We start from the raw sequence: 11918 nt of genomic DNA on the forward strand, positions 1-11918 counted from the left end.
CGAGTTGCCTGGTGTGGGCGCAGTATCCGGCGAGAATTACTTACCGATAAGCCATCAATCGCTCTATTCTTTCGATACTAAAAGTTTACGGTGCCCGCCATGGAAACCCTCAACAGCATAGAGTGCTTCGTCCGCAGCGCTGAGCTCGGCAGCTTCGCCGAGGCCTCGCGGCAGCTGGGTCTGACCCCGGCGGCGGTGGGCAAGAATGTCGCCAAGCTGGAAAGCAATCTCGGCGTGCGCCTGTTCCATCGCAGTACCCGCAGCCTGAGCCTGACCGAGGCTGGCGAGCGCTTCCGCCAGGAAGTCAGCGGCGGCTTGCAGAGCATCCAGAGCGCCATCGCCAATCTGGCCAACGTCGGCGGGCAACCCGCCGGCACCCTCAAGGTGAGCATGGGCAGCAGTTTCGGCCGCGACTACATCCTGCCGCTGCTCGGCGACTTCCTCGCCCGCTACCCGGCGATCACCCCGGACTGGCATTTCGACAACCGTCAGGTCGACCTGATCGGCCAGGGCTTCGATGCGGCCATCGGCGGCGCCATCGACCTGCCGCCCGGGGTGGTCGCCCGCCAGCTGGCGCCGGCGCACCGGATTCTGGTGGCCTCGTCCGCCTATCTCGCGGCACGTACGCCGATCCGCACGCCGGCCGACCTGGCCGAGCACGACGGCATCCGCCTGCGTTCGCCACAGACCGGACGCATCCGCTCCTGGCCGCTACGCAACCGGGGTCATGAACAAGCGGCATTGGAGATGCGCACGCGGATGATTCTGAGCGACCCGGAAGCCGCCTGCCAGGCCGCCCAGATGGGCCTGGGCGTGGCCCTGGTGAGCCTGCCGCACGCGCTGATTTACCTGGAGCGCGGGACTTTGCAGCGGGTGCTGCCGGACTGGTATGCCGATGGCGGTTCGCTGGCGTTGTATTTCGCCGCGCAGAAACTGCTGCCGGGCAAGACCCGCGCCTTCGTCGACTTCATCGTCGAGCAGTTCCGCGAACAGCGCCTGGCCGAGCGCTTCTCTGCGCTGTGAGAGGCTAGCGCTTCTTCGGCTTGCCCTTGGACTTCTTCTTGCCCTTGCTCAGCGGCATGGCCCGTTCGAAGGCCTGGCGCACCTCGTTCAGGCGCTTGTCGTTGAGATCGTGAATGCGCTTGTCGCGCTCGACGCTAAGGTCGATCAGCTTGTCATCGTTGCTCATGCGGGCGACCAGATCAGGCGGAAAGTCAGGTTCAGGCGCGGCGCGCAGGCTTTGCGCGTCTTCGCCACTTGATGTTGCCAATGATGCTGTGTCGCGCCGGCCATGACCAGCAGCGATCCGTGGCCGAGTTCCAGCGAATGCTCGATGCGCGTCTGACCCGTGCGGCGCAGGTCGAAACGCCGACTGCCGCCGAGACTCAGCGAGGCCACCAGTGGATTCGGTCCCAACTCGGCCTCGTCGTCGCTGTGCCAGCCCATCGAGTCCTGGCCGTCGCGGTAGTAGTTGAGCAACACGCCATTCAACGGCTGGCCGCATTCGCCCTCGACCCGTCGGCGGATCTCCGCCAGCAGCGGCGTCCAGGGCAACGGCCGATGCAGCAAGCCGGAATAGCGATAGCTGGCCTCGGCATCGCCGTACCAGGCGAGCAGCCGCGGCACCGGGTGGTTGCGCCCGTGGATAGTCACCTGCGGCTGCTGCCAGGGCGTCTGCGCCAGCAGTTCAGCCAACCAACGCTCGGCCGTGGCAGCTTCCAGCCAGTTCGGATGAAAGCGCAGCTCGGCGTTCGGCAGCAGCAGCGGACTATCGGCAAATAGGCTCACACCACCCCTCGCAGCTCAAACTTCGACATCCACCCACAGGCCTTGGCGCGGCAGGTTCTCCAGCAGCGCCTGGTCTTCCTCGGCCACCTCGCCGGCGGCCAGCTGCTCGGCGCTGTAGCCCTGGCGCTGACGCCGACGCTGTTCCTCGCGCAGGCGCTCGGCGACCTCCGACGGGTCGCGCTGCTGCAGGCCAACCCCGCCCTGCTGGGCACCGGCCTGCGCCGGCGTCACCGGCTGGATGTCCGGACGCGGTTTGACCGGGTCCTGCTGGGCAGTCACCGGCTGCAGGCTGTGGGGAATAGGTGGCAGCATCTTCGCGCCTCGCGGGCGTTCCTCCTTTGGTCAGACTGTCGGCCGCCTGGCCATCGCCTTGAGATTGCGCTCACTACACTTGTCTCTCAAGTCGTCCCGCGCGTCTTTGAGCCTGTTTACGATCTGCTGCACCGCGGCCATACCGCGTTAAAAATGGCCTCGGGTTGCTCATTTACCGCTCGTAAACTCCGCTCCCTCGGCCATTTTTGCCTTGTCTGGCTCTAGCTCGCGAGATCGTAAGTAGGCTCTTTGGCCTTGGCGGCGGCCTTCCGTTACCATAGCCGGCTTTTTCAGACGGGAGACAGGCATGGCGCAGTATGAACCGGGGCAACGCTGGATCAGTGACAGCGAAGCGGAGTTAGGCTTGGGCACCATCCTCATGCAGGATGACCGCATGCTCACCGTGCTCTACCCGGCGACTGGCGAAACGCGCCAGTATTCCCTGCGCAATGCCCCGCTGACCCGCGTGCGCTTCGCCCCCGGCGACGAGATCACCCACTTCGAAGGCTGGAAGATGGCCGTCCAGGAGGTCGAGGACATCGACGGCCTGCTGGTCTACCACGGGCTCAACGGCCACCACCAGGAAACCAGCCTGCCGGAAACCCAGCTGTCCAACTTCATCCAGTTCCGCCTGGCCAGCGACCGCCTGTTCGCCGGCCAGATCGATCCGCTGGCCTGGTTCTCCCTGCGCTACCAAACCCTGGAACACACCAGCCGCCAGCTGCAATCGACGCTGTGGGGGCTGGGCGGCACTCGCGCGCAACCCATCGCGCACCAGCTGCACATTGCCCGCGAAGTTGCCGACCGCATCGCCCCGCGCGTATTGCTCGCCGACGAAGTGGGCCTGGGCAAGACCATCGAGGCCGGCCTGGTGATCCACCGCCAGCTGCTCTCCGGGCGCGCCAGCCGGGTGCTGATCCTGGTACCGGAAAACCTCCAGCACCAGTGGCTGGTGGAAATGCGCCGGCGCTTCAATCTGCAGGTCGCGCTGTTCGACGCCGAGCGCTTCGCCGAAAGCGATGCCAGCAACCCCTTCGAGGACTGCCAATTGGCGCTGGTGGCGCTGGAGTGGCTGGTCGACGATGAGCGCGCCCAGGACGCCCTGTGCGCCGCCGGCTGGGACCTGCTGGTGGTCGACGAGGCACACCATCTGGTCTGGCACCCGGAACACGCCAGCCCGCAGTACAAGCTGGTCGAGCTACTGGCCGGGATCATCCCCGGCGTGCTGCTGCTCACCGCCACCCCGGAACAGCTCGGCCAGGACAGCCACTTCGCCCGCCTGCGCCTGCTCGACCCGAACCGCTTCCACGACCTCGAGGCGTTCCGCGCGGAAAGCGCCAACTACCGGCCGGTCGCCGAGGCGGTGCAGGAGCTGCTGGATCAGGGTCGCCTGTCCGAGGCCGCGCACAAGACCATCCATGACTTCCTCGGTGACGAAGGCGAAGCCCTGCTCGCCGCGGTCAGCGCTGGCGATAGCGGAGCCTCCGCCCGCCTGATCCGCGAACTGCTCGACCGCCACGGCACCGGCCGTCTGCTGTTTCGCAACACCCGCGCCGCGGTGCGTGGCTTCCCCGAGCGCCAGCTGCATCCCTACCCGCTGCCCAGCCCGGACCAGTACATGGAGCTGCCGATCGGCGAGCACGCCGAGCTGTACCCGGAAGTCAGCTATCAGGCCCAGGTGGAAGGCGGCGAGGAAGAGCGCTGGTGGCGCTTCGACCCGCGCGTCGACTGGTTGATCGACACCCTGAAGATGCTCAAGAAATTCAAGGTGCTGGTGATCTGCGCCCACGCCGAAACCGCCATGGATCTGGAAGACGCCCTGCGCGTGCGCTCCGGCATCCCGGCCACGGTGTTCCACGAGGGCATGAGCATTCTCGAGCGCGACCGCGCCGCCGCCTACTTCGCCGACGAGGAATTCGGCGCCCAGGTGCTGATCTGCTCGGAAATCGGCAGCGAAGGCCGCAACTTCCAGTTCAGCCACCACCTGGTGCTGTTCGACCTGCCGGCCCATCCGGACCTGCTCGAACAGCGCATCGGCCGCCTCGACCGCATCGGCCAGAAACACACCATCCAGCTGCACGTGCCGCATCTGGAGAACAGCCCGCAGGAGCGCCTGTTCCAGTGGTATCACCAGGCGCTGAATGCCTTCCAGGCCACCTGCCCGACCGGCAACGCTCTGCAGCACCAGTTCGGCCCGCTCCTGTTGCCGCTGCTGGAAGGCGGCGATGACGACGCCTGGCAAACCCTGGTGGACGAGGCCGCGGCCGAGCGTGAGCGCCTGGAAACGGAGCTGCACGCCGGTCGCGATCGGCTGCTGGAACTCAACTCCGGCGGTGCCGGGGAAGGCCAGGCGCTGGTCGAGGCCATCGCCGAGCAGGACGACGAATACGCCCTGCCGATCTATATGGAAGCGTTGTTCGACGCCTTCGGCATCGACAGCGAGGACCACTCGGAAAACGCCCTGATCCTGCGCCCCAGCGAGAAGATGCTCGATGCCAGCTTCCCGCTCGGCGACGACGAAGGGGTGACCATCACCTACGACCGCGAGCAGGCGCTGTCGCGCGAGGACATGCAGTTCCTCACCTGGGAACACCCGATGGTGCAAGGCGGCATGGACCTGGTGCTGTCCGGCTCGATGGGCAACACCGCGGTGGCGCTGATCAAGAACAAGGCGCTGAAACCCGGCACCGTGCTGCTCGAACTGCTGTTCGTCAGCGAGGTGGTGGCGCCGCGCAACCTGCAGCTCGGCCGTTATCTGCCGCCGGCGGCCTTGCGCTGCCTGTTGGACGTCAACGGCAATGACCTGGCCAGCAAGGTGTCGTTCGACAAGCTCAACGAGCAACTGGAAGCCGTGCCGCGCAGCAGTGCCAACAAGTTCGTCCAGGCCCAGCGCGAGCCGCTGAGCCAGCAGATCAACGCCGCCGAGGCCAAGATCGCGCCGCGCCACGCCGAGCGCGTCGCCGAAGCCAAGCGCCGCCTGGATGCCGATCTCGAGGAAGAACTGGCGCGCCTGACTGCCCTGCAGGCGGTCAACCCGAGCGTGCGCGACAGCGAACTGGACGCCCTGCGCAACCAGCGCGAACAGGGCCTGGCCATGCTCGACAAGGCCGCCCTGCGCCTGGAGGCGATTCGCGTGCTGGTGGCCGGCTGAGGCCTTGCTCCCCTCTCCCACTTGTGGGAGAGGGGCTGGGGGAGAGGGTCGCGTTAACAGCCCCTCTCCCCAACCCTCTCCCGTAAACGGGAGAGGGAGCACTCCCCATCAAACCCGCGTCCTACAGGTTGTAGGATGGGTTGAGCGCAGCGATACCCATCACTCCGTGGCGATGGGTATCGGCGCTGCGCGCCTCAACCCATCCTACGATCAGTCCATCAGGCCGCAGCCAATCCGGCGCGCATGGCCGCCGCATCGCGGCTGAAGCAACGCGCCGCCTGTACCAGCGCCAGCATGGTCAGGAACAGCGCCAGCGGAATCAGGTACATCGCCCCGTGCAGCCCCACCGCCTTGTGGGCCTCGCTCAGCACCGCCACCCCCTCGGCCGCCATCGCCGCGTGGGCGAAGTAGTCGGACAGCGAACCGACCACCAGCGGCCCCATGCCGCCGCCGAGCAGATACAGGCCGGCGAAGAACAGCGCCATCGCCGTGGCGCGCAGCCGCGGCTCGATCACGTCCTGAATCGCGGTGTACACGCAGGTATAGAAGTTGTAGGAAAACAGCCAACCGATGCTGAAGATCGCCACGAACACGGCGATGTCGATCTTGCCCTGCGCCAGCGCCGTACCGGTGGCGACGGCGGCGATCAGCATCGACAGCGCGCCGAACAGCAAACGGCCGCGCTCGGAGCGCTGGTGCAAACGGTCGGCGATCCAGCCGCCCGCAGTCAGGCCGAACAGGCCGGTGACCCCGACGATCACCCCGGCCGCCACCGCCGCCTGGCCCAGCGGCATGAGGAAATAACGCTGCAGCATCGGCACCATGAAGGAGTTGCAGGCATAGGTGGCGAAATTGAAGGTCAGGCCGGCGACCACCAGCCACCAGAAAGTGCGGATCGCCAGGACCTTGCGCAGCGGCCGCTCGACCGGCTGCGCCGCCACCTGCACGGTTTCCGCCGCGCCGCGCCGCGGTTCACGGATGAAGAACATGAACAGCGCCAGCAGCAGCCCCGGCCCGGCGGCGATGAAGAACGGCGCGCGCCAGCTGTCGAAGGCTTCGACCATGGCGCCGATGGTGAAGTAGGCCAGCAACAAACCGAGCGGCAGGCCGAGCATGAAGATGCCCATGGCCCGCGCACGCTGCCGGCTGGGAAACAGGTCGCCGATCAGCGAATTGGCCGCTGGCGCGTAGCTGGCCTCGCCGATGCCGACGCCCATGCGCACCAGCAGAAAGCTCCAGAAGTTCCAGGCCAGACCGTTGACCGCGGTCAGCCCGCTCCAGGCCAGCAGGCCCCAGCCCATGATCTTGCGCCGCGCGCCGGTATCCGCCATGCGCCCCAACGGAATGCCGGCGATGGCATAGATGACGGTGAAGGCGGTGCCGATCAGGCCGATCTGCAGGTCGCTGAGCTGCCACTCGATGCGGATCGGCTCGATGATGATGGCCGGAATGGTGCGGTCGAAGAAGTTGAACAGGTTGGCGAGGAACAGCAGGAACAGAATGCGCCAGGCATTCGACGCGAGGGGGGCTTGCGACATCGGCGGGCTCTCTTGATGTTGTCCTTAACCGCCCCAGGCTAACCCAAAAGCACGGGCCTGAGCGGTAGAACCGGCAAACTAGAGCCTAGGGCGGCGCCTGTCTGCAACCATTCACCTGGCTGATGGCAGAGGATGGCGCCCCCCGCCTCAGCCCAGCGCGGCCAAGGTTTGCCGCCAGTCCGCCAGCCACCCCAGGCCGGCGCGGGTATCGCGCTGATCCGGCTGGTACTCGGCACCGAGCCAGCCGCGGTAGCCGCTGCCCTGCAAGGCGCGCAACGCCGGCTCGAACGCCAATACGCCGCTGCCCGGCGCGCCGCGCCCGGGGCAATCGGCGAACTGCACGTGACCGATGCGCCCGCTCAGCTGGCGGATCGCCGCCGGCAGTTCGAGGCCCTGGCGGGCCATGTGGTAGAAATCCAGCTGCGCGGCGAAATTAGGGTGATCGACCGCGCGCAGCAGCTCGTCCAGCTGCGCCGGGGTATTGATCAGAAAACCCGGCATATCCAGCGGATTGATCGCCTCGGCCAGCAGGCGAATACCCAGCAGCTGGAACTCTTCGGCGGCCAGGCGCAGGTTGCTCACCAGGGTTTCGAGCGCCTGCTCGCGGCTGACGCCCTCGGCCAGGCGCCCCGGCAAGACATTCACAGCCAGTGGCCGCACCATCGCCGCATAGGTCAGCGCCTCGCGCAGCGCCGCGGCAAACTCCGCCCGGCGCGCCGGCACCGCCGCCAAGCCTGCACCGCCGCTCAGCAGATCGCCCGCCGGCACATTGATCAACACCAGCGGCAGGCCGGCGGCCGCCAGCGCTTCCTTCAGGCGCAGCGCCGGCAGCTCGTAGGGGAACTGGATCTCCACGCCGTCGAAGCCGGCGGCGGCCGCCGCGACGATGCGCTCGACCAGCGGCAGTTCGGTGAACAGCAGCGACAGGTTGGCGGCGATTTTCATGGGTGCTCCTCACGATAGAGCTGCACCAGGGTCGCCGGATCGCGCGCCAGGTTGCCCTGACTGGCGTGCAGGCGCATCAGTTGCGCGGCCAGCCCGCTCATGGGCGTGGCGCGGCCCTGCTCGCGCGACAGCTTGACCGCGGTATCCAGATCCTTGAGCAGCGTGCGCACGTGCCACTTGACCGGTTCGAAGCGGCTTTCGGCCATCTGCGGCGCGAGGATCTGCAGCGGCTTGGAATCGGCGAAGCCGCCGGCCAGCGCCTCGGCGATCAGGCTGGCATCGACCCCGGCCTGCTCGGCCAGGGCCACCACTTCGGCGATCACCAGGGCATTGCAGGCGACGATCATCTGGTTGCACACCTTGGTCACCTGGCCGGCGCCGACCGCGCCCATGTGGGTCACCCGCTGCCCCAGGTGAGCCAGCACCGGGCGCACGCGCTGCAGATCCTCGGCCCGGCCGCCGGCCATGATCGCCAGGGTGCCGGCTTCCGCCCCCGGGGTGCCACCAGACACCGGCGTATCCAGCCAGCGCATGCCCGTGCGCGCCTCCAGTTCGGCGGCCATCGCGCGGGTGGCGGCCGGCTCCAGGCTGGAGAAATCGACCAGCAGCTGCCCGCCCCGGGCGCCCTCGACTATGCCAGCGGCGCCGAACACCACCTCGCGAACCACCGCCGTGTCGGCCAGGCAGAGCAGGACCAGATCCGCCGCCTGGCACAGCTCGGCCGGAGTCGCCACTTGCTGCGCGCCGGCGGCCACCAACGGCGCGCATTTGTCCGGCGAGCGGTTCCACACCGTCAGCGGATAACCAGCGGCGAGTAACCGGCGGCACATCGACAGGCCCATCAGGCCGATGCCGGCAAAGGCGAGGGAAGGTAAAGCGACAGTCATGCGCGGGACTCCAATCCATAACGGTGCGACGGGCTAAATGTAAAGGGCCCGCTCGCGGCGGGCCCTACAGCGCAAACGTGCGAGTGGCAAAAAGGCCTAGTCGCCCCTGAGCAAGCGGTCGAGGTCCACCGGTTCGCCGGGGTGGGCATTCAGCTTCTCGCGAATATCCTCGAACATCGCGTCGAAATCTTTGTGGCTACGCACCACCGGGCCGAACTGCGGATGCAGGCCATGCTTGGCAGCAACCCGGGTGGCGACGCTGGCGAAGTTGTACGCCGTATCGCGGCGCAGCTCGAACTCCTCCTCGAACGGCTTCGCGTCGATCTCGCCGACCATGCGAAAGTGCATGAGCGCACCCTCTTTCGGATCTTGGCGCACCTCATAGAACAGATCGATGGCAAATTCCTGCTGGCCCAAACCCGGCAAGTTGGTGAGATGCAGATGACCCGGTGCAAACATGACAACGCTCCTTAGCGTGGGGAAACTCCGTGCATTGTGGCAGCCGTGGCCGCCATGCAGGGAAAACATCCTCCCAGTCTAGACCAACCCTTTCAGTGGCGCGTCGGCGCCTCGGCGCGCTCCTGAATCAGCACCCAAGGCGCCACCACCACGGCCCACAGCCGCGGATCGCGCGTCAGCAGGTCTTCGGCACGCGCCGCCTCGACCTTGCCCACCTGCCCGCTCGCCAGCCAGGCGGCGACGCTGGCCGGGTCGTTTTCTGCCACCGCCAGCGCGACGGCGATCAGGTCCAGGGCCGGATCGACCCACAGCAAGGCGCCGCGGGCAAAAAAGGGTTGCAGTTCTTGCCAGCTGATCGGGGCGGTTTCGCCAAGCAGCTTGGCATAGAGAGTGCTACGTTCTTCTGTCATGACTTGCTCTGTTATAGCGGTTGCGGGTTAGCAAAAAAGGCCGCCATGATAGCGCCGGTCACCAAGCCTGATCGCCGTTTTTCTATACGTTTGTTGCGATTTGGCGACACCGACCCGGCCAGTTCGCCCGCCTCGGCTTCCAAGCCATTCGGCGGGGCCCTACACTGTACCGGTACAGTTACCGGGGGTCTGACCGGGACGTTTCCATAGGAGCCTGACGGGTAGCTCGCCAGGACAAAAACTAGAAGGGTATGAGTGGAGCACATATGAATAACACCATCCGCCACACGCTGCTTTGCACCGCTATCGCCGTCATCGGCCTGAGCGGTTGCTCGAAAGAAACCGACACCATCAAGATCGCCCTGGCAGGGCCGTCCACCGGCGCGGTTGCGCAGTACGGAGAGATGCAGTTCATCGGCGCGAAAATGGCCATCGAGCAGATCAACAAGGCCGGCGGTGTGATGGGCAAGCAACTCGAAGGCGTGGTCTACGACGATGCCTGCGATCCCAAGCAAGCCGTGGCCGTGGCCAACAAGATCGTCAACGACAACATCAAGTTCGTGGTCGGCCACCTGTGCTCCAGCTCCACCCAGCCGGCTTCCGACATCTATGAAGATGACGGCATCCTGATGGTCACCGCCGCGTCCACCAGCCCGGACATCACCAGCCGTGGCTACAAACTGGTGTTCCGCACCATCGGCCTGGACAGCATGCAGGGCCCGACCGCCGGCAACTTCATCGCCGACGTGATCAAGCCGACCAACGTCGCCGTGATCCACGACAAGCAGCAGTACGGTGAAGGCATCGCCACCGCCGTGAAGCAGACCCTGGAAGGCAAAGGCGTCAAGGTCTCCCTATTCGAAGGCCTGAACGCCGGCGACAAGGACTTCTCCGCCATGATCGCCAAGGTCAAACAGTCCGGTGCCGACTTCGTCTACTACGGCGGCTATCACCCGGAACTCGGCCTGCTGCTGCGTCAATCCAAGGAGAAGGGTCTGAACGTCCGCTTCATGGGTCCGGAAGGCGTGGGTAACAAGGAGCTCTCGGCGATTGCCGGCGAGGCCTCCGAAGGTCTGCTGGTCACCCTGCCGAAGTCCTTCGACCAAGATCCTAAGAACCAGGCGCTGGTCGAAGCCTTCAAGGCCAAGAACGAAGACCCGACTGGCCCGTTCGTGTTCCCGGCCTACGCCGCCGTTCAGGTCATCGCCGAAGGCATCACCAAGGCCGGCGACACCGACACCAGCAAGGTAGCCGCCGCCCTGCGTGCCAACAGCTTCGAGACGCCGACCGGCACCCTTGCCTTCGATGACAAGGGCGACCTCAAGGACTTCACCTTCGTGGTCTACCAGTGGCACCAGGACGCGACCAAAACCGTCGCGCAGTAAGCCGTCTGCATGAACCCGAAACCCACTGGCCAGTATGGCAGTGGGTTTTGTCTATCCGCGTGTTACGGACTTCCGCTGCGTCACAAGCGCCGCTGTGCGTGAGGTCCGAGGAGTTAGGCAATGCCTGAACTTAATCACTACCTGCAGCTGTTAATCGACGGTCTGTCGGTGGGCAGTACCTATGCCCTGATCGCCATTGGCTACACCATGGTCTACGGCATCATCGGCATGATCAACTTCGCCCACGGCGAGGTTTACATGATCGGCTCGTACATAGCCTTCATCGCCATCGCCGGCTTGGCCATGCTCGGCTTCGACAACCTGCCGCTGATCATGGGCGCAGCCTTTCTCGCCAGCATCATCGTCACCAGCGCCTATGGCTACAGCATCGAGCGGGTGGCCTATCGTCCGCTGCGCGGCGGCAACCGCCTGATTCCGCTGATTTCGGCGATCGGCATGTCGATCGTCCTGCAGAACACCGTGCTACTCGCCCAGGATTCGCGCGGCAAGGCGATTCCCGACCCGATGCCCGGCGGTTTCGACCTGGTCGCCGGCGGCGCCGTGTCGGTGTCCTACATGCAGGTGTTCATCTTCGTCATCACCTTCGTCGCCATGTACGGCCTGACCCTGTTCATCTCCCGCTCGCGTCTGGGCCGCGCCTGCCGCGCCTGCGCCGAAGACATCAAGATGGCCAACCTGCTGGGCATCAACACCAACAACATCATCGCCCTGACCTTCGTCATCGGCGCCGCGCTGGCGGCGGTGGCGGCGGTGCTGATCAGCATGCGCTACGGCTTCATCAACCCCAACCTGGGCTTCCTCGCCGGCATCAAGGCCTTCACCGCCGCCGTGCTCGGCGGCATCGGCAGCATCCCCGGCGCCATGCTCGGCGGCCTGGTGCTCGGCGTGGCCGAGGCCTTCGGCGCCGACCTATTCGGCGACCAGTACAAGGACGTGGTGGCCTTTGTCCTGCTGGTCCTGCTGCTGCTGTTCATGCCCACCGGTATCCTCGGCCGTCCGGAGGTTGAAAAGGTATGACCCCG

The 11918-nt window shown here is 66.0% G+C and carries 12 protein-coding genes; 4 read left to right on the plus strand and 8 right to left on the minus strand.

Going from position 1 to position 11918, the window contains the following annotated elements:
• The first annotated feature begins 99 nt into the window (after window positions 1-99).
• The gene (locus D3880_RS16190) at window positions 100-1023 is read left to right on the plus strand and encodes a LysR family transcriptional regulator (protein WP_119894456.1); all 924 of its coding nucleotides are present in this window, start codon (window positions 100-102) and stop codon (window positions 1021-1023) included.
• A gap of 4 nt (window positions 1024-1027) precedes the next feature.
• Here D3880_RS16190 and D3880_RS22795 read toward each other — a convergent pair whose 3' ends face one another.
• Genes D3880_RS22795 through D3880_RS16200 form a run of 3 tightly spaced genes read right to left on the minus strand, consistent with a single transcriptional unit; the run spans window position 1028 to window position 2100 of the window.
• Window positions 1028-1189, minus strand: a complete 162-nt coding sequence (locus D3880_RS22795; RefSeq protein WP_162935013.1) for a hypothetical protein — start codon at window positions 1187-1189, stop codon at window positions 1028-1030.
• Complete coding sequence (locus tag D3880_RS16195) at window positions 1186-1788, minus strand: alpha-ketoglutarate-dependent dioxygenase AlkB family protein (RefSeq protein ID WP_119894457.1); 603 nt, start codon at window positions 1786-1788, stop codon at window positions 1186-1188. The genes D3880_RS22795 and D3880_RS16195 overlap by 4 nt, the downstream gene beginning before the upstream one ends.
• A 15-nt stretch (window positions 1789-1803) precedes the next feature.
• A complete protein-coding gene (locus D3880_RS16200) occupies window positions 1804-2100 on the minus strand; it encodes an aspartate-semialdehyde dehydrogenase (RefSeq protein ID WP_119894458.1) in 297 nt (98 codons plus the stop codon).
• A 307-nt stretch (window positions 2101-2407) separates the two neighbouring features.
• Here D3880_RS16200 and rapA point away from each other — a divergent pair, with 307 nt between their 5' ends.
• Window positions 2408-5251, plus strand: a complete 2844-nt coding sequence (gene rapA, locus D3880_RS16205) for an RNA polymerase-associated protein RapA (RefSeq protein ID WP_119894459.1) — start codon at window positions 2408-2410, stop codon at window positions 5249-5251.
• Between the two features lie 218 nt (window positions 5252-5469).
• Here rapA and D3880_RS16210 read toward each other — a convergent pair whose 3' ends face one another.
• The 5 genes from D3880_RS16210 to D3880_RS16230 form a co-directional block, all read right to left on the minus strand.
• Window positions 5470-6789 carry a spinster family MFS transporter gene (locus D3880_RS16210; protein ID WP_119894460.1) on the minus strand — a complete coding sequence of 440 codons (1320 nt, stop codon included), beginning with the start codon at window positions 6787-6789 and terminating at the stop codon, window positions 5470-5472.
• 147 nt (window positions 6790-6936) lie between these two features.
• Complete coding sequence (locus D3880_RS16215) at window positions 6937-7734, minus strand: hydroxypyruvate isomerase family protein (protein WP_119894461.1); 798 nt, start codon at window positions 7732-7734, stop codon at window positions 6937-6939.
• The gene (locus tag D3880_RS16220; RefSeq protein ID WP_119894462.1) at window positions 7731-8621 is read right to left on the minus strand and encodes an NAD(P)-dependent oxidoreductase; all 891 of its coding nucleotides are present in this window, start codon (window positions 8619-8621) and stop codon (window positions 7731-7733) included. The genes D3880_RS16215 and D3880_RS16220 overlap by 4 nt, the downstream gene beginning before the upstream one ends.
• 96 nt (window positions 8622-8717) lie before the next feature.
• Window positions 8718-9080: a DUF5064 family protein gene (locus tag D3880_RS16225; protein ID WP_119894463.1), complete on the minus strand. Its 363-nt coding sequence runs from the start codon at window positions 9078-9080 to the stop codon at window positions 8718-8720.
• Between the two features lie 92 nt (window positions 9081-9172).
• Window positions 9173-9490 (minus strand): DUF2288 domain-containing protein, encoded by a 318-nt coding sequence (locus tag D3880_RS16230; protein WP_119894464.1) that lies wholly within the window; start codon window positions 9488-9490, stop codon window positions 9173-9175.
• Window positions 9491-9756: 266 nt separating this feature from the next.
• Here D3880_RS16230 and D3880_RS16235 point away from each other — a divergent pair, with 266 nt between their 5' ends.
• Together D3880_RS16235 and livH are read left to right on the plus strand one after the other, a co-directional pair.
• Window positions 9757-10875 carry a branched-chain amino acid ABC transporter substrate-binding protein gene (locus tag D3880_RS16235; RefSeq protein ID WP_119894465.1) on the plus strand — a complete coding sequence of 373 codons (1119 nt, stop codon included), beginning with the start codon at window positions 9757-9759 and terminating at the stop codon, window positions 10873-10875.
• A gap of 120 nt (window positions 10876-10995) precedes the next feature.
• Window positions 10996-11913, plus strand: coding sequence for a high-affinity branched-chain amino acid ABC transporter permease LivH (gene livH / locus D3880_RS16240; protein WP_119894466.1), 918 nt, complete (start codon window positions 10996-10998; stop codon window positions 11911-11913).
• Window positions 11914-11918: the final 5 nt, after the last annotated feature.

It is taken from the genome of Pseudomonas cavernae, assembly GCF_003595175.1.
Taxonomy (GTDB): domain Bacteria; phylum Pseudomonadota; class Gammaproteobacteria; order Pseudomonadales; family Pseudomonadaceae; genus Aquipseudomonas; species Aquipseudomonas cavernae.